This window comes from Bradyrhizobium sp. WSM4874, assembly GCF_055811835.1.
Genome location: NZ_JBVVPR010000005.1, coordinates 203,452 through 218,875 on the forward strand (window position 1 = coordinate 203,452; position 15,424 = coordinate 218,875).

At 63.6% G+C, this 15,424-nt stretch carries 20 protein-coding genes; 15 read left to right on the forward strand and 5 right to left on the reverse strand.

Annotated features, from left to right (window positions below):
• Positions 1-59: 59 nt before the first annotated feature.
• The 6 genes from AC0L3P_RS07655 to AC0L3P_RS07680 all read left to right on the forward strand — a co-directional run bounded on the left by AC0L3P_RS07655 (position 60) and on the right by AC0L3P_RS07680 (position 2,653).
• Positions 60-1,331: a cytochrome P450 gene (locus AC0L3P_RS07655; RefSeq protein WP_473301477.1), complete on the forward strand. Its 1,272-nt coding sequence runs from the start codon at positions 60-62 to the stop codon at positions 1,329-1,331.
• 138 nt (positions 1,332-1,469) lie between these two features.
• A complete protein-coding gene (locus tag AC0L3P_RS07660) occupies positions 1,470-1,652 on the forward strand; it encodes a hypothetical protein (RefSeq protein ID WP_275167399.1) in 183 nt (60 codons plus the stop codon).
• A gap of 13 nt (positions 1,653-1,665) precedes the next feature.
• Entirely contained in the window at positions 1,666-1,866 is a 201-nt protein-coding gene (locus AC0L3P_RS07665; protein ID WP_354055569.1) for a hypothetical protein, read from the forward strand.
• A 3-nt stretch (positions 1,867-1,869) separates the two neighbouring features.
• Positions 1,870-2,097, forward strand: coding sequence for a hypothetical protein (locus AC0L3P_RS07670; protein WP_473301478.1), 228 nt, complete (start codon positions 1,870-1,872; stop codon positions 2,095-2,097).
• Between the two features lie 15 nt (positions 2,098-2,112).
• Positions 2,113-2,376, forward strand: a complete 264-nt coding sequence (locus tag AC0L3P_RS07675; RefSeq protein WP_275167396.1) for a hypothetical protein — start codon at positions 2,113-2,115, stop codon at positions 2,374-2,376.
• Between the two features lie 34 nt (positions 2,377-2,410).
• Positions 2,411-2,653: a hypothetical protein gene (locus tag AC0L3P_RS07680; RefSeq protein ID WP_275167395.1), complete on the forward strand. Its 243-nt coding sequence runs from the start codon at positions 2,411-2,413 to the stop codon at positions 2,651-2,653.
• A gap of 37 nt (positions 2,654-2,690) precedes the next feature.
• On the opposite strand, the gene AC0L3P_RS07685 is transcribed toward AC0L3P_RS07680, so the two are convergent.
• The gene (locus tag AC0L3P_RS07685) at positions 2,691-3,941 is read right to left on the reverse strand and encodes a DUF763 domain-containing protein (RefSeq protein ID WP_275167394.1); all 1,251 of its coding nucleotides are present in this window, start codon (positions 3,939-3,941) and stop codon (positions 2,691-2,693) included.
• A gap of 125 nt (positions 3,942-4,066) precedes the next feature.
• Between AC0L3P_RS07685 and AC0L3P_RS07690 the strand changes: the two genes are divergently transcribed.
• Positions 4,067-5,215 (forward strand): mechanosensitive ion channel family protein, encoded by a 1,149-nt coding sequence (locus AC0L3P_RS07690; protein WP_473301479.1) that lies wholly within the window; start codon positions 4,067-4,069, stop codon positions 5,213-5,215.
• Positions 5,216-5,301: 86 nt separating this feature from the next.
• Here AC0L3P_RS07690 and AC0L3P_RS07695 read toward each other — a convergent pair whose 3' ends face one another.
• Positions 5,302-6,282, reverse strand: a complete 981-nt coding sequence (locus tag AC0L3P_RS07695; protein ID WP_473301480.1) for a tripartite tricarboxylate transporter substrate binding protein — start codon at positions 6,280-6,282, stop codon at positions 5,302-5,304.
• 111 nt (positions 6,283-6,393) lie between these two features.
• Here AC0L3P_RS07695 and AC0L3P_RS07700 point away from each other — a divergent pair, with 111 nt between their 5' ends.
• From AC0L3P_RS07700 to AC0L3P_RS07725, 6 genes are read left to right on the forward strand one after another with little or no spacing between them, the layout of a single operon-like run.
• Entirely contained in the window at positions 6,394-7,104 is a 711-nt protein-coding gene (locus tag AC0L3P_RS07700; RefSeq protein WP_473301481.1) for a TetR/AcrR family transcriptional regulator, read from the forward strand.
• Between the two features lie 29 nt (positions 7,105-7,133).
• Positions 7,134-8,018, forward strand: a complete 885-nt coding sequence (locus AC0L3P_RS07705; protein ID WP_473301524.1) for an amidohydrolase family protein — start codon at positions 7,134-7,136, stop codon at positions 8,016-8,018.
• 51 nt (positions 8,019-8,069) lie between these two features.
• Positions 8,070-8,783, forward strand: a complete 714-nt coding sequence (locus AC0L3P_RS07710; RefSeq protein ID WP_354204235.1) for a PIG-L deacetylase family protein — start codon at positions 8,070-8,072, stop codon at positions 8,781-8,783.
• On the forward strand, positions 8,780-9,463 hold the full coding sequence (locus AC0L3P_RS07715; RefSeq protein ID WP_473301482.1) for a 4-carboxy-4-hydroxy-2-oxoadipate aldolase/oxaloacetate decarboxylase: 684 nt from the start codon (positions 8,780-8,782) through the stop codon (positions 9,461-9,463). Before AC0L3P_RS07710 ends, AC0L3P_RS07715 begins: the two co-directional genes overlap by 4 nt.
• Before the next feature lie 19 nt (positions 9,464-9,482).
• Positions 9,483-10,352 carry a substrate-binding domain-containing protein gene (locus tag AC0L3P_RS07720; RefSeq protein ID WP_473301483.1) on the forward strand — a complete coding sequence of 290 codons (870 nt, stop codon included), beginning with the start codon at positions 9,483-9,485 and terminating at the stop codon, positions 10,350-10,352.
• Complete coding sequence (locus AC0L3P_RS07725) at positions 10,352-11,275, forward strand: DUF1932 domain-containing protein (RefSeq protein WP_354204229.1); 924 nt, start codon at positions 10,352-10,354, stop codon at positions 11,273-11,275. Before AC0L3P_RS07720 ends, AC0L3P_RS07725 begins: the two co-directional genes overlap by 1 nt.
• Before the next feature lie 12 nt (positions 11,276-11,287).
• Here the strand turns inward: AC0L3P_RS07725 and AC0L3P_RS07730 are convergent, their stop codons facing one another.
• A complete protein-coding gene (locus AC0L3P_RS07730; protein WP_275167386.1) occupies positions 11,288-11,599 on the reverse strand; it encodes a hypothetical protein in 312 nt (103 codons plus the stop codon).
• A 212-nt stretch (positions 11,600-11,811) separates the two neighbouring features.
• Positions 11,812-13,053: an amidohydrolase family protein gene (locus AC0L3P_RS07735; RefSeq protein WP_275167385.1), complete on the reverse strand. Its 1,242-nt coding sequence runs from the start codon at positions 13,051-13,053 to the stop codon at positions 11,812-11,814.
• 147 nt (positions 13,054-13,200) lie between these two features.
• On the opposite strand from AC0L3P_RS07735, the gene AC0L3P_RS07740 reads away from it, so the two are divergent.
• Entirely contained in the window at positions 13,201-13,617 is a 417-nt protein-coding gene (locus AC0L3P_RS07740; protein WP_275167384.1) for a nuclear transport factor 2 family protein, read from the forward strand.
• On the opposite strand, the gene AC0L3P_RS07745 is transcribed toward AC0L3P_RS07740, so the two are convergent.
• Complete coding sequence (locus AC0L3P_RS07745; RefSeq protein ID WP_275167383.1) at positions 13,614-14,372, reverse strand: GntR family transcriptional regulator; 759 nt, start codon at positions 14,370-14,372, stop codon at positions 13,614-13,616. The genes AC0L3P_RS07740 and AC0L3P_RS07745 overlap by 4 nt on opposite strands.
• A 194-nt stretch (positions 14,373-14,566) precedes the next feature.
• Here AC0L3P_RS07745 and AC0L3P_RS07750 point away from each other — a divergent pair, with 194 nt between their 5' ends.
• A complete protein-coding gene (locus tag AC0L3P_RS07750; RefSeq protein ID WP_275167382.1) occupies positions 14,567-15,424 on the forward strand; it encodes an ABC transporter ATP-binding protein in 858 nt (285 codons plus the stop codon).

Genomic DNA, 15,424 nt, shown 5'->3' on the forward strand with positions numbered 1-15,424 from the left:
TGCGTGGGCAATGACACGCACCATCTCGCTGAGACGCCATCAACCGCTCCGGTGATCACATGGCACCACGCCTCGATTTCACCAGCGAAGCCTTCTTTCGCGATCCGCCCAAGGCGATCGCAACGTTGCGCATGTCCGGTCCTGTAGTCGCGGCGCGATTTCCTTTCGTCGGCGACGTCTGGATCACCACGACCCATGAGGCCACGGCGCAAGTCCTGAAAGACGGCACCGATTTCACGCTGCGCAAGGAGGATGGCGACGTCGCAGGTTTGCGCTGGTGGATGCCGAACTACGTCAGAACCATCGCCAGCAACATGCTGACGATGGACGAACCGGACCACACGAGGCTGCGCAGCATCGTGGACGAGGCCTTCCGCCGCCGCGCGATCGTCGCGATGGAGCCGCGTATCCGCGCCGTCGCGGATGGTCTCGCCGACGAGCTTTTCATGGCAGGAAGCCCGGCCGATCTCGTCCAGCGCTATGCCCGCATCCTGCCGCTCGCGGTGATCTCCGAGCTGCTTGGATTGCCATTGGCCGATCGCTCTCGCTTCATCGCCTGGGCCAATACAATGTCCTCGCTCACGAACGTCGCCAGCTTCTTCCGCATGCTGTTCGCGTTCCGCAAGATGCGAGCCTATCTCGAACGGCAGTTGCAGATTGCCCGCGTGCGGGGCGGCGAGGGCCTGATCGCGGAGCTGGTCCAGGTCGAGCGTGAGGGCGGCCAGATCACGCCAGACGAAATGGTGTCGATGGTGTTCCTGCTGCTCGCGGCGGGCTCGGAGACCACCACGCATCTCATCAGCGGTTCGGTCTACGAGCTCCTAAGAAATCCTGGCGTCCGCGACTGGCTGGCACAGGACTGGAGCCGCGTCGGACTTGCGGTGGAGGAATTCCTGCGCTTCGTGTCGCCGGTGCAGTTCTCGAAGCCGCGCTATGTGAGGCGGGATATCGAGCTTGCGGGCGTGCGTCTGAAGAAGGGCGATCGCGTCATGGTGATGCTCGCCGCCGCGAACGTGGACCCGGCGATGCATGATCGTCCCGAGAGCCTCGATCTCGCGCGCAAGCCGAACCGTCACATCTCCTTCGGAACGGGAATCCATTTCTGCCTTGGCCATCAGCTGGCCAGGATCGAGGCAGCTTGTGCCCTGGAAGCGCTGTTCGTGCGATGGCCGAAACTTGGCTTTGCTGTGGACGTGTCTCAGATCCACTGGCGCAAGCGACCGGGCATGCGTGCGATCGCGAACCTCCCTGTCGTGCCGGACGGCTACAGAGCACAGGCGACAGCGTCAGCTGAATCGATGATGGTTCGTTCCCAGCCAGCGGCGTGCTGAGACTTACACGCCCTCGGAAATTTTTCTGTACCCGGTCGCTAGGAACGGCATGTCGCTGCTTTAGTTGTTTTTGGGACATCGGAAGCCGGATGAGTTCCTCCGGTCGATGTCGCAGAACCAACAACAGGAGACAGCATCATGACTGGCAAGATGCCACCTGTTCCCGCCGAGAACCAAAGCCCGAAGGGAACCGGCGACGCCAAGCAAGTGTCCTCGACTGCCCCGCGCGGCCAGCAGCGTGCGCAAAATCCGGATCAGCAAGGGCAGCAGGGCAACATCAAGCAGAACACCACCAACCAAGGCTATCAGCAAGATCGCTGAGGAGCGGACCTTCATGTCGACATCCACCAAGACACCGAACAGCATCCGTCAGGGCGGACCTGGCGCATCGCACGAGAATGCGAAGACACCGCTCGAAGTGAAGAAGCCACCGGCGGACGACCCGCAGCGCAAGCACAGCCGCGTCTCCGGCGGAGGTGGCGAGCACGATTCACACCACAGGCATGACGAGGCCGGAAAAGGCGGAGGCAGGTGAGACATGACCAATAAGCAACCCAAACTCTATGCACCGACCGAAAAGGATCTGCACGACAACCCCATGATCGGCGGATCGAAGGGCGCAACAATGGCCGGTATCTCGCCTGAGGACCTCGAGGACGCCCTGGGCGAGAACACGATCGAAGGCGACGTCGAGAACGACGTGAACGGCGCTGGCGGTATCGACAAGGACGTCGCACGCAGTGGCGCCCACCGAAGAGGCCGCTAGCTCTGGAGGACAAGCATGCAAGGCAAGAAGACCCACGAGCAACAGGTTCGCATCCTCGAGCGCAAGCCGGATGTTCCAGACGCGCGAGAGCTTGAACAGGCCCTTGGCCACAATCCCGAGGACACGGCGGTTCACCGAGCGCGACCTGAGGCGCGGCAGAGTGAATTTCCGGTGAGCCGGGGCGGCCTCAACCAGGAAAGCGACCACAACAAGCACAACGATACCGGCCAGAGCGGCCACAAGCCGCCGAAACCAACGCCGGCACAGCAGAAGCACTGAGCCTCACGGGCGATCAAAGCAAGAGGAGAAAAAGATGCCAGGTGGTCATGGCAGCAAGACGCATTTCAGATCGGGCATGCACGGCAAGGGCGACGGCACCGGCGCCATGACCGACGTGCCCAAGGAGAAGATCGGCGACAATATGGTCCTGTCGAACCGCGACAAGAAGCAGCATTCGGACATTCGCGGCATGGACGGCAAGGCGATCCAGACGGATCAATACCAGGATCACTCGGCTAACCGGCTCGATGAGGAATCCAAGGACGACGATACCTGAGAGAGGCGCTCCTCCCGCTAAACTTGCGGACCGGTCTTCAGCCGGTCCGCTTTTTTGTCGGCCCGAGATCACGCTCCCAGCCGAACACGGAACGGCCGTCGAGATCGGGCGAGGCCGCACGCTCTCCGGCGATATAGGATTCGACCGACGGCCCGCGCGCGGTGCGCTCCAGCCGCCGCGCCTGGTCATCGAGGCGCTTGATGGCCTGCATCTCTTCCTCGCGTCCAAGTTTTGCGTTTTGGATCGCACCTTTCAGCACGCGGATGGTTTCGTCATAGACCTTGATTGGAACGGGGTAGGGATGCCGGTCCTTGCCGCCGTGGGCGAGCGAGAACCGGGCGGGATCGTTGAAGCGATAGGGCGCGCCGTGCACCACTTCGGCCACCATTGCCAGCGAGCGCACGGTACGCGCGCCAACGCCGGGCGTCAGCAGCAGCTCCGGAAAATCGATCGGGCCGCGCTCGGCCGCGGCCGCGAGTGTGCCGTGCAGGCGGCGCGCGAACACATCTTTCGGCCGGACGTCGTGATGCGCGGGCATGATCAGGTGCGGCAGCATCGCCTGAGCCGGCTCGGGCGCAGTCCCGGTGAGCCGCTCGAATTCGGAAAGAATGCCATCCGGGCCGAGATCGCTCAGCAGCTCGAGCTGTGCGGTGCGCGAGATATCGGCGCGATGGTCGGTGAGGTTGACGATCTCGCCCTGCAGCGGCCCGTCGATCGCGCTGTGCGGCGTATCGACAAAACTCTTCAGCGCCTCGGAATGCCAGTGATAGCGGCGAGCCTGTCGCTTGTCGCCGTTCATGCCCTGCTGCACCACAGTCCATTTGGCGTCGGCGGTGACGAAGAAGCCGTGCAGATAAAGGTCGAAACCGTCCTGGACCGCGGCGCTGTCCACCTTCGCCACGAGGCGACTCGCACGCGTGAGCTTTGCGCCGTCGAAGCCGACGCGGTCGCCGAGCTGCATCAGTTCGTCGGGGGTCTTGCGCGAGTGCTGGCCACGCCCGCCGCAGACATAGATTCCGAGCTCATCCTGGAGGGGGCCTAGACCTCGCTTCAGCGCGCCTATCACTGAGGTCGTGATGCCCGAGGAGTGCCAGTCCATCCCCATCACGGCGCCGAACGACTGGAACCAGAACGGGTGCGAGAGCCGCTGGAGGAATGCATCGCGTCCGTAGTGATGCACGATCGCCTGCGTGACGATCGCGCCGAGCGAAGACATGCGGGTCGCCAGCCAGGGTGGAACCCGGCCGGTGTGAAGAGGAAGGTCGGCGCTGCCGGTCCGTCGAGTCATGATTGCTCAGAAATAGCGCAATTCGACGACGGATGCACCAAGGGGATGCTGCATTGCACCGAGTGCGGGAGCGAAGCCGCTCTAAATGCGTTGAGCGCGGACGCTAATGCAACGCGGGGACACGCATGAATCTGCAAGCAGTTATGGCCGACCTCGACGAGATGCTTGGCTGGGTGCCTTCCTGGTTCGTCGGTCTCAGCTTGATCGTCATCGCGATCCTGCTTGCCTTGTTCCTGTATCGGGTCGCGGTATGGCTCCTCAATCGTGCCTTCGGAACCCGCCTCCCTTTGCTGGCTGTGTTCATCGAGCGTACTGCCGGTCCGACCAGGTTAGCCCTGTGTCTTGCTGCGGTTGCGCTGGTTCTGCCGCTTGCGCCGCTCGACGACATCATCCGCACGCCGCTGATGCGCGTGTTCGTCGTGGCTTTCATCGCCCTGATCGGCTGGATATCGATCCGGATCGTCGACATGAGCGCGGCGCGCTATCTCCAGAACTTTCGTGACGTCACCGAGAATCTCGTTGCGCGCAAGCACGTCACGCAGGTGCGGGTGTTCAAGCGGGTCACAGACACCATCATCGTCGTCATCACGGTGTCGACTGCGCTGATGACGTTCGATTCGGTGAAGCAATACGGCGTCAGCCTGTTCGCCTCGGCCGGCGCAGCCGGTATCATCGTTGGTCTTGCCGCCCGTCCGCTGCTGAGCAACCTGATCGCGGGCTTGCAGATTGCGATCACCCAGCCGATCCGCATCGAGGACGCCGTGATCATCGAAAACGAGTGGGGCTGGGTGGAGGACATCGCCTCGACCTATGTGGTGATCCGGCTGTGGGATTGGCGCCGCATGGTGGTGCCGCTGTCCTATTTCATCGAAAAGCCATTCCAGAACTGGACCCGCGACACCGCGTCCCTGATCGGCGTGATCGCGCTCCACGTCGATTATCGCGCCGACGTGCCGCGGATCCGGCGCTGGCTGGAAGAAGCTGTGAAGGAGTCCAAGCTCTGGGACGGCGAGGTGGTCAATCTGCAGGTGATCGACGCGGATTCTCGCACCATCGAACTTCGCGCCCTCGTCAGCGCCAGGAACGCGCCGCAGTCCTGGGATTTGCGCTGCGAAATGAGAGAGAAGCTCATCGCCTTCATCCGCGACGAGATGCCGGAAGCGCTGCCGCGCGAGCGCGCAATCCTGATCCCGTCGGGAGGAGGCGATGACGATGCCGATTTCGCGCGGCGTCCCGCGCCGCCGGAGAAGAGGCGGGCGAGCGCACGCAATTGACCTGCTCGCGCGTCGCCTTCGTGGCGCCGCGCAAGGCTGCCCGCTACTGGATCGTGTCGAGCGCGCCGGTGCTCATGTGAAGTGTCTCATTGCGCTCGGATGTCGGCGGCCTTCAGCACTGGCTCCCATTTGATCGCCTCGGCGTGCATGTAGGCGTCGAATTCCTTGGACGAAGAACCGACAGGGGCTGCGCCGATCTTGCCGAGCGTCGACAGAACGTTCGGGTCCTGCAGCGCCGCCTTCAGATCGGCTTCGAGCTTCGCCACGATCTCCGGCGGCATTTTCGCCGGGCCGAGAACGCCCCACCAGACGGAGACGTCGTAACCCGCCACGCCCGACTCGGCGATGGTCGGAACATTGGGCAGCGCCTTGGAGCGTTCGGCCGAGGTCACCGCGAGTGCGCGCACCGGGCCGCCTTCGATCTGGCCGATGGCCTCCGCAAGCGGATTGATGCTGAGCGGGATGTCACCGGCGATTACGGCGGTCAGCGCGGGCGCGCCGCCCTTGTAAGGGATCGCGACGATCTTGGTGCCGGACATGTATTTCAACAGCTCACCGGCGAGGTGGGCCGAGGTGCCGTTGCCGGACATGCCGTAGGAGAGCTTGTCCGGCTCCTTTTTCGCCGCAGCGAGGAGATCGCCCAGCGTCTTGTAGGGGCTGTCTTTGGCGACGACGATCGCGAGCGGCGAGGAGGCGACTTCGGTGATCGCGGTAAAATCCCTAAACGTGTCGTAGGGCACGCTCGGATAAATGAACTGATTGAGGGGATGACCGCTCGCGACCAGAATCAGCGTGTAGCCGTCGGGGGCGGCCTGCGTCAGTGCCTGCGAGGCGACGATGCCGCCGGCGCCGGGGCGATTGTCGACCACCGGCTGCTGCCCCCAGGTCTTCGCCAATGCCTGTCCGAGCGTGCGCGCGAGCACGTCGACCGCGCCGCCGGCGGCGTAGGGCACCAGGATGTGAACCGGTTTGCTCGGATAATTGTCGGCGGCCTGTGCGGCGCCGCCCGCCAGCAGCAGACCGGCACCTAGCATTAAGCTGCCGATCTTCTTGTTCAAATCCAGCATTTTCAGCACTCCTTGCGGGCGTTGTGCGCGGACCGCCGGCTCGAGCCGTCCGGACGTCGCCCATGGTTTTTGTTGACGAGACCTGATTTTTTGTACGATAGTACAAATCACATGATACGCAACGCCGCCAGCAAGGAAACGGCCCGCAAGCCGAACATGCGCGAGGCAATTCTCGCCGCGGCCGAGGAGCTGTTCGCCACCAACGGCTTCAACGCCGTGTCGGTGCGCGATATCGCGCAGGCAGCCGGCGCCAATCCCGGCAGCGTCACCTATCATTTCAAGACCAAGGACGGCCTGCTGCTGGAAATCTACCGGCGCCATTGCGGGCCAATGAATTTGCGTCGTTCCGAGTTGCTCGCGGCCGCCAAACGCGTGCGCGATCTCCAGGACCGGCTCGAAGCGATGGTGCGGGCCTATGTCGCGCCGGCCTTCACCTCAGGCAGTGATCTAGCCGGGGGCGGGGCGCGGTTCACGCGCCTGCGCGCGGTGATGTCCGCGGAGGGCAACGAGGTCGCGCGAAAGATCATCGCGCAGACGTTTGATGACACCAGCCACGCCTTCATCGACGCGATTCACGACAGCCTGCCGCACGTTCCCCGCACCGACATCGTCTGGCGCAGCCACTTCCTGCTTGGCGCGCTCTATTATTCGCTGGTGACGCCGGATCGCGTCTCGCGCCTGTCGCGCGGCGAGGCCGACGGCAGCGATGCCGCAAGCGCCATCGAGCAATTGGTGCAAGCCACCGTGGCCGCGTTCCAGGCGCCGGCGCTCGATCAGGCTGCGCCCGCGCGGCGACGACCGGTCGTCAGCAGCAAGACTTGAAGACGCGGTCTCGTTCGGCGGTTTATCTGATGGCAGACATGTACACGCCGACCATTCCGCCGCCCGACCCGAACACGCGCACGCCGCAGTTCAAGCTGCTGAAGCTGTCTTGCGACGCGCATTGCCACATCTTCGGGCCCGGCGCGGAATACCCTTACGCGCCGGACCGTTCCTACACGCCGCCGGATGCGCCGCTCGCCGATTTCCGCGCGCTGCATGCCAAGCTCGGGGTCGAACGTGCCGTCATCGTCAATGCCAGCGTGCATGGCACCGACAACACGGTGGCGTTTGACGCCATCGCGCAGAGCAACGGGGCCTACCGTGCGGTCGCCAATATCGACGACACCATCACCGAGCGCGGGCTTCGCGTGCTGCATGAGGGTGGTTTCCGCGGCTGCCGCTTCAATTTCGTTCGCCATCTCGGCGGCGTTCCCGACAAGCGGGTGTTCGACCGTATCGTCGCGATGGTTGCGCCGCTCGGCTGGCACATCGACCTGCATTTCGACGCGATCGACCTGCCTGAATATGCCGACATGCTGACAAGGCTGCCGCTTAGCTACACGATCGACCATATGGGACGGGTGAAGGCGTCCGAAGGGCTCGATCAGCTTCCGTTCAAGATCCTGATCGAGCTGATGCAGCGCGACGAGAAATGTTGGGTCAAGATCTGCGGTTCGGAGCGGGTGTCGTCGGCCGGTCTGCCGTTCACCGACGCGGTGCCGTTCGCGCGAAAGATCGTCGAGACCGCGCCCGACCGGATCACCTGGGGCACCGATTGGCCACATCCCAACGTCAAGGCGATGCCGAACGACGGCGATCTCGTCGACCTGATCCCGCTGTTCGCGCCGGAGCCGGAGTATCAGCAGAAGATCCTCGTCGATAATCCAGCCCGCCTGTTCGAGTTCGAGGAATGACGGTGTCCGTGATCGATAAATTGCTCATCAAGGAAAGAGGGGAATAAGCCCATGAAAGCAGGTCTCGTGATCACGGCCCATCCGGGCGATTTCGTCTGGCGCGCCGGCGGCGCCATCGCTCTGCATGCGAAGAAGGGCTATCGCATGAAGATCGTCTGCTTGTCCTTCGGCGAGCGCGGCGAGAGCCAGTTCGCCTGGAAGGAGAAGGGCGCGACGCTGGAATCGGTCAAAGGCGGCCGCAAGGATGAGGCGGAGCGCGCTGCCAAGCTGCTCGGCGCCGAGATCGAGTTCTTCGACTGCGGCGACTATCCGCTGAAGCTGACGGAAGCGCATTTCGACCGCATGGTCGACATCTACCGCGAGCTCAATCCAAGCTTCGTGCTGACGCACGCGCTGGAAGACCCCTATAATTTCGATCATCCGAACGCGGCGCATTTCGCGCAGGAAACCCGCGTGGTCGCGCAGGCCATGGGCCACAAGCCAGGCGCGCAGTACAAATATTCGGCGCCGCCGGTGTTCCTGTTCGAGCCGCACCAGCCGGAGCAATGCAATTACAAGCCGGACCTGCTCCTCAAGATCGACGAGGTCTGGAAGGAAAAGTACGAGGCGTTCCAGATTCTCGCCGCGCAAAAACATCTCTGGGGCTATTACGAGCGCGTTGCGCTCAATCGCGGCATCCAGGGCAGCCGCAACACCGGTGTGCCCATGACGTATGGCGAGGCCTATCAGCGCTTGTTCCCGACGGTAGCGGAGGAGCTGGCATGAGGCCCGTCGTCGTTCGCAACATTGAGCGTGCCGATCCCGCCGCCATGGCGGAGTACGGCGTCTCGACCGTGCACGAGGCCTATGGCCGCATGGGCCTGATGAAGCCATATCTGCGGCCGGTCTGGCCGGGCGCAGCGATCGCCGGTCCCGCCGTCACTGTGCTGGCGCAGCCGGGCGACAACTGGATGATCCATGTCGCGGTCGAGCGGTGCAGAAAGGGCGACATTCTCGTCGTCGGTTGCACCACCGACAACACCGACGGCATGTTCGGCGAGCTGCTCGCGACTTCGCTGCAGGCCCGCGGCGTGCAGGGGCTGATCATCGATGCCGGCTGCCGCGACGTCAGGGCACTGCACGAGATGAACTTTCCGGTGTGGTCCCGCGCGGTCTCGGCCAAGGGGACGGTGAAGGCGACGCTCGGCGCGGTCAATGTCCCCGTGGTCTGCGCCGGCGTCAACGTCGACCCCGGCGACATCATCGTGGCCGATGACGACGGCGTCGTGGTGGTGCCGAAGCGCTATGCGGCCGAGGTCGCCGAGAAGGCGAAGAAGCGCAACGCGGACGAAGGCGGCAAGCGCAAGCGGCTGGCTTCGGGCGAGCTGGGCCTCGACATGTACAGCATGCGCGAGGCCTTGGCGAAAGCCGGGCTCGTCTATGTCGACAATCCCAGGGATGTCTGAAGAGAAGCGGAGCGGGCCGATGGATCGTCTCAAGCTGACGGCCGTGCTCGGCAGTCACCCCCATATCCAAGCGGTGAAAAGCGGCGAACTCCGCTCCGACCTGTTCGATCTCGACTTCGTCGCGTACACGCCGACCAACACCGCGTTCAAACCGATGGTGCGCGAGCAGGCCTTCGACGTCTGCGAGATGGCGATCGTCACCTATCTGATGGCAAAGGCGCATGGCAAGCCGCTGGTGCTGCTGCCTGCCACCATGCTCGGCCGCTTCCAGCATTCTTATGCGCTCTATAATCCCGCGCACGGAACCCTCGGGCCGTCCGATCTCGAAGGCAAGCGCGTCGGTATCCGCTCGTTCACGACCACCACCGGCGCCTGGATCAGGGGCATCCTCGCCAATGACTGCGGCGTCAATCTCGGCAAGCTCCGCTGGGTCACGTTCGAAGACCCGCACGTCGCCGAATATGTCGACACCACCGAGCGCGCGTCGAAAGGCAAGAAGATCTTGCAGATGCTGCTCGACGGCGAGCTCGACGCCGTCCTCGGTGAGGCCTCAAGCGATCCGAAACTGAGGCCGCTGTTCCCCGATCCGGCCGCGGAAGCCGCCATATGGTACGCGCGCCGCGGCGTCGTGCCGGTCAACCATCTCGTGGTCGTGACCGAGCAGCTGACGAAATCGCGTCCTGACGTGGTTTCGGGCGTCTATGATCTGCTCAAGCGGAACAAGACCCAGATGGGGCCTGCGGCGACGCCCGATCTCGTTCCGTTCGGAATCGAGGCGAACAGGAAGCCGCTGGAGCTGATCATCGACTATGCATTTCAGCAGGCGCTGATCCCGCGCCGCTATGCGGTCGAAGAGCTGTTCGACGAGACCACGCGAGGACTGAACTGATGGCGGGCGATCCCAAGCGATGGCAGATCGGGCTGATCGGTTATGGCGAAGTCGGCAGGATCCTGGCCGAGGATTTGCGCCAGCAGGACATCAGGGTCACAGCCTATGACATCAAGCTCGGAGGCGAGCAGGGCGGCTCACTGAAGGAGCATGCGGAGAAATTCGGTGTCGGGCTCGCAGTCTCGCACGCTGAGCTGGCCGCGAAGTCCGATTTCATCATCTCCGCGGTCACCGCGAGCCAGGCCGTGCCGGTGGCAAAGGCCTGTGCGGCCGCGATCAATCAGAGCACATGGTTCCTGGATTTCAATTCGGCGTCTCCCGGCGCCAAGCAGCGCGCGGCCGCGCTGATCGATGGCGCCGCCGGACGTTATGTCGAGGGCGCCGTTATGACGTCGGTGCCGCCTTATCGGATCAAGGTGCCGCTGTTGCTCGGCGGTCCCGGCGCAAGGGAGCTGCAGCCGCTTTTGAACGCGATCGGTTTTGCGGCCAAGGTTGCAAGCGACAAGCTCGGTGTGTCATCGGCGGTGAAGATGTGCCGCAGCATCATGATCAAGGGCCTGGAGGCCATGGTGATCGAAAGCTTCACCACCGCGCGCGCCTATGGCATCGAGGATGCGGTGTTGGCTTCGCTGGCGGAAACCTTCCCCACGATCGATTGGGAGAAGCAGGGTGCTTATTGCTTCCAGCGCGTGATCGAGCATGGCCGCCGCCGCGCCGAGGAAGTACGCGAAGTCGCCGAAACCGTGCGTGAAGCCGGACTGACGCCGTGGTCCGCGCAGGGCACCGCCGAGCGGCAGGCCTGGGTGGCGGACCTCGCCGATGAGGGCCTGTTCGGAACGAAGGCCACCAAGGAGTTCGCCCGCAGCGCTGACTGGCGCACCGAGGCGGACCGAATCCTGGCGAAGATCAATCGCGAGAAATAGGGCGGCTCTTGCTCAGGACTTTACCGCGCAACAGCCCGTGAGCTCGTCCCGGACGCGTTCGATCAACGCCATCAGGTCTTCGGTCTTGCGGGCCAGCCGATCGTTCGCGACTTGGGTCCGGAATTCCGCGCGGATCACCCGAATGCACTTGTCGGCGGTGTCGAGCGTCAGGAGCATGCGCGTCAAGTCATCCTGGGTCCGGATGCTCGCCAGATCGAGGTTTGACAGGACATGCCCGATGCCGTCGAGCCGTTTTATCGCGGCATCGCCGGGCGTTCTCGCTCGAATGGCGTGATGGTCGATGCTGCTGAATGCGCTGAACATGTCGATGCTTCCCCGATGAATGCAGACATCAGTGCAGGTTCTGCTTTGAACGGCACCGCGGGACTGGCAATACGCTCAGCTATCGGCAATCAGCGCGGATCGACTATCCGGTATTCTACCGGATTCGGAATATGAGAACGATCGGCGGTAACATCGAACGGAAATAACGCGGCATCCGCCTCGCTTCAATGCAGATATGCGTCCAGAGCGGCTCAGGAGCCGGGGCGAAACAGAATGGGTCGTTGCCGCGCAAAAGTCTGCCGGCCGTTCTTGAAGCCCATCACGATATCCGGCAGCTCGGCGATCGCGAAGCGGCTGTCTTGCGTATCGAGCACGACGAGATCGGCGGGGTTTCCGACCCTGATGCCGTAATTCCGTAGGTTCATCAGCCGCGCCGGCAGCTCGGTCACGAGATCGAGGCACGCATCGAAGTCGTTCACCGAGGCATGCGCGACGTTGGCGTAGAAGTTCGCCATTCGGAGCAGGGAGGCATCGCCGAACGGCGTGAAGGGATTGAGCACGTTGTTGGTCGCGATCGAGCACACCACGCCGTCGCCGGAGAGCTTGTGGGCGAGCGTCAGCCCGCGTGGCGCGTTGTGGGTCGCTTCGCGCCCCATCAAATAGAGATCGGTTGCCGGCAGCACGGTGACGGCAACGCCGGCCTTCGCCAGTTGCGCTGTGGCGGCCTTCAGCCGCTCCGGTGGCAGTGCGGAGAGTTTCGTCGCATGGCCGATCGCCACGCGGCCCCCGTAGTTGCGCCGCTCGGTCTGCCGGCAGACCTCGTCGAGGTGCCACCAGGAGGGATCGAGATCGAAATCGAGATGGAGGTCGACATCCACGTCGAACGCCTCGGCGAGGTCGAAGATGCGTGCGAGATGGGCGTTCGGGTCGGTGTCCGTGTAGGGACAGCCGCCGATCACCTCGCCGCCGTCGCGCAGCGCCTGGATCAGAAGCTCCTCGCTGCCGGGATCGTTGGTGAGGCCTTCCTGCGGAAAGACACAGAGCGACAGGTCGATCGCCCAGGCATAGTCACGCTTCAGCGCCTTCACCGCCTCGAAGCCGCGCAAGCCGATGCGCGGATCGATTTCGACGTGGGTTCGCATGCGCGTGGTGCCGTGGGCGATGGCGCGTTCGAGCACCCGGGCGCCGCGCGCGTAGACGTCCTCGACCGAGAAATCCTTCTTCATCCCGGCGACGGCGCGTATCGCTTCCGAGACGCTGCCGTGATCATGCCCGCAGCGGCCAAGCAGGCAGGCCTTGTCGAGATGGATGTGGCTGTCGACGAAGCCGGGCAGGGCGAGGCGCCCGCCGACATCGACTTCGACGGCTTCGCAGGCGAGCTTCGGCTCGATCGCGGCGATGCGGCCGGCCTTCACGCCGATATCGACCGGTGCGGCGGATGATCGCAACAGCGTGTTGCGGAAGATCAGGTCGAGGGCGGTTTGGCTGGTCATGGCGTCTGATTCAGGTGGATAGCCTAACGGAAGCGGAGGAGGTGGGCAGCTCTAGATTGTGTGCAGTTCCGCAGGCGAATTGTTCAAAAAACGTGCATGCAATTCGAGGAGTGAATTGTAGAATGTGTCGGCCCCGGAGAACCCGTCATGTCCGCTCCTGCAACAGCCCAACGTCCGACAACCGACGCTGAGATCGTCGAAGCTTATCTCACGGCCTCGATGATACCCGATCCCGATGCAGCCGCAGCCTATATGAAGCCGGGGACGGTGATCACGTTTACAGGCGGGCGCGAATTCGGTCACCCGCGCGGGCCGACCGGCTTCAACGCAAAGCGCTATCGCTGGGTCAAGAAGAAGATGGATCGGTTCGACGTCTGCCCGGGCGCGGACGAGACCGTCGTCTACAGCGTAGGCACGCTCTATGGCGAGTGGATCGACGGCACGCCGTTCGAGGGTAATCGTTATGTCGATCGTTTCGTCGTCAGAGGCGGCCAGATCGTGAAAATGGATGTCTGGAACGACAGCGCGGAGCGCATTTTGGTTCAACGCGGGATCGAAGCCTAACCGCGCCGAGCGACTTTAGGCAGTTTGACGACGCGGTCACTCGTGACCTCATCGGCGTAGGGCGCGAGAACATCGAGCAGATCGCGGCCGCGCTGCGGAGTCGGGGCGACCAATGCGCGATTGGCCACAGAATCCAGATGATGGTGCATCAATTCCATCACCTTGGCCTCGTCGCCCTTGGCGAGCGCGGCGATGATGGCGCGATGCTCGTTGATCGCGCATTCGGTCGAGTGCGGTCGGCTGTACAGCGACAGCGTCAGGCAGCAACGGTAGGCAACCTCGCTGACATAGCGCACCAGGATCGGGCTATTCGTCATCTGGGCGAGCAGGATATGGAATTCGGTGGCCAGCCGGATCGAGGCTGCGTCCGTGCCGCCACGCGCACGGTCTTCCGCATCGACGTGGTCGGTCAGCTCGCTGATCTGGCTCTTGGTTAGTTTGCCCGCGAGCTGGCGCACCACGAGCCGCTCGAGCTCGATGCGGATATCGAAGGCGTCGCGCGCCTCCTGCCAGCTCGGCGTCGCCACCACTGCGATCCGGTTGCGGCGGAGCTCGACCAGGCCTTCCGCCGCCAGTTGCCCTAGCGCGTGGCGGGCAATGGTGCGGCTGACGCCGAAGCGCTCGCCGAGTGAATCCTCGGGCAGCTTTGCGCCGGGCTCCAGCGCCTGCTCAATGATCGCGCGCCTGAGCGCGCGGCAGATCATGCTGACCTTGTCTGACGATTCGGAAGTCTTCCTGGTGGCGCGCGCCGGCATCGGCGATTCCTTGGGTGGGTGTCACCTCTGTTTAGCACGGCGTTCCGGCAATTTAGCGCCCCAATTGCATGCAGTTTGACGGTCCGATTGCCTAAATCGAATCCGCTTCGCAGGCACGGAATTCTCTCAGGACATTGATTTTACGAGCTTTGCCCGCTGGCATCCACCTTGCATGCACTTTGGCTGTGATGCGCATGCAACCCAACGCTCAATTTGACGGTCAGCCCGTTTCCGAAGAGGCCGCCGCGACAGCGATAGAGCTGTCCGAGGCGTCAGTGACCTTCGGACGCGGCGACCGCGCCGTGCCCGCTCTGTCCAAGACCAGCCTGAAGATCGCCGACGGCGAGTTTGTTGCATTGGTCGGCCCGTCCGGATGCGGCAAATCGACCATTCTGCGTCTCGTCAGCGGCCTGGTGCAGCCCACCAGCGGGGTCGTCATCGTCGGCGGCCGGGAGGTCGCGGCGCGCGCGCTGCGGGTCGGCATGGCCTTCCAGAACCCGACCATGCTGCCGTGGATGACGATCGAGCGGAACATCATGCTGCCGCTCAAGATCGTCGAGCCGTTCCGCTCCAATTTCCGCAAGCTGCGCAAGACAGCGTTCCGCGACAAGGCCAACGCGCTGCTGGAGCAGGTCGGCCTCAAGGGCTTTGGCAGCCACTTTCCCTGGCAGCTCTCCGGCGGCATGCTCCAGCGCGCCAACCTCTGCCGCGCGCTGATCCACGAGCCGCGCATGCTGCTGCTGGATGAGCCATTCGGCGCTCTCGACCAGTTCACCCGAGAGGAGCTGTGGACGATCCTCCAGAACCTCTGGATGACGCATAAGCCGACGGTGCTGCTCGTCACCCATGACCTGCGCGAAGCCGGCTTCCTTGCCAGCCGCATTTGCGTAATGAGCGCGCGTCCCGGCCGCATTCTCGACGACAGTCGTGTGGAGTTCGCGCGGCCGCGCACCGTTGCCATGACCTTCGAGCCGGAATTTGTCGCGCTGAACCAGAAGCTGCGCGCCTTCATCGAGGATGCGCGCGGCGCGGCCCAACAGAGGGCAGGCTGA

Bases quoted from the DNA above. Each gene is read 5' to 3' on its own strand.
- AC0L3P_RS07655 (WP_473301477.1), top strand. From the start codon at position 60: ATGGCACCACGCCTCGATTTCACCAGCGAAGCCTTCTTTCGCGATCCG.
- AC0L3P_RS07660 (WP_275167399.1), top strand. From the start codon at position 1,470: ATGACTGGCAAGATGCCACCTGTTCCCGCCGAGAACCAAAGCCCGAAG.
- AC0L3P_RS07665 (WP_354055569.1), top strand. From the start codon at position 1,666: ATGTCGACATCCACCAAGACACCGAACAGCATCCGTCAGGGCGGACCT.
- AC0L3P_RS07670 (WP_473301478.1), top strand. From the start codon at position 1,870: ATGACCAATAAGCAACCCAAACTCTATGCACCGACCGAAAAGGATCTG.
- AC0L3P_RS07675 (WP_275167396.1), top strand. From the start codon at position 2,113: ATGCAAGGCAAGAAGACCCACGAGCAACAGGTTCGCATCCTCGAGCGC.
- AC0L3P_RS07680 (WP_275167395.1), top strand. From the start codon at position 2,411: ATGCCAGGTGGTCATGGCAGCAAGACGCATTTCAGATCGGGCATGCAC.
- AC0L3P_RS07685 (WP_275167394.1), bottom strand. From the start codon at position 3,941: ATGACTCGACGGACCGGCAGCGCCGACCTTCCTCTTCACACCGGCCGG.
- AC0L3P_RS07690 (WP_473301479.1), top strand. From the start codon at position 4,067: ATGAATCTGCAAGCAGTTATGGCCGACCTCGACGAGATGCTTGGCTGG.
- AC0L3P_RS07695 (WP_473301480.1), bottom strand. From the start codon at position 6,282: ATGCTGGATTTGAACAAGAAGATCGGCAGCTTAATGCTAGGTGCCGGT.
- AC0L3P_RS07700 (WP_473301481.1), top strand. From the start codon at position 6,394: ATGATACGCAACGCCGCCAGCAAGGAAACGGCCCGCAAGCCGAACATG.
- AC0L3P_RS07705 (WP_473301524.1), top strand. From the start codon at position 7,134: ATGGCAGACATGTACACGCCGACCATTCCGCCGCCCGACCCGAACACG.
- AC0L3P_RS07710 (WP_354204235.1), top strand. From the start codon at position 8,070: ATGAAAGCAGGTCTCGTGATCACGGCCCATCCGGGCGATTTCGTCTGG.
- AC0L3P_RS07715 (WP_473301482.1), top strand. From the start codon at position 8,780: ATGAGGCCCGTCGTCGTTCGCAACATTGAGCGTGCCGATCCCGCCGCC.
- AC0L3P_RS07720 (WP_473301483.1), top strand. From the start codon at position 9,483: ATGGATCGTCTCAAGCTGACGGCCGTGCTCGGCAGTCACCCCCATATC.
- AC0L3P_RS07725 (WP_354204229.1), top strand. From the start codon at position 10,352: ATGGCGGGCGATCCCAAGCGATGGCAGATCGGGCTGATCGGTTATGGC.
- AC0L3P_RS07730 (WP_275167386.1), bottom strand. From the start codon at position 11,599: ATGTTCAGCGCATTCAGCAGCATCGACCATCACGCCATTCGAGCGAGA.
- AC0L3P_RS07735 (WP_275167385.1), bottom strand. From the start codon at position 13,053: ATGACCAGCCAAACCGCCCTCGACCTGATCTTCCGCAACACGCTGTTG.
- AC0L3P_RS07740 (WP_275167384.1), top strand. From the start codon at position 13,201: ATGTCCGCTCCTGCAACAGCCCAACGTCCGACAACCGACGCTGAGATC.
- AC0L3P_RS07745 (WP_275167383.1), bottom strand. From the start codon at position 14,372: ATGCCGGCGCGCGCCACCAGGAAGACTTCCGAATCGTCAGACAAGGTC.
- AC0L3P_RS07750 (WP_275167382.1), top strand. From the start codon at position 14,567: ATGCAACCCAACGCTCAATTTGACGGTCAGCCCGTTTCCGAAGAGGCC.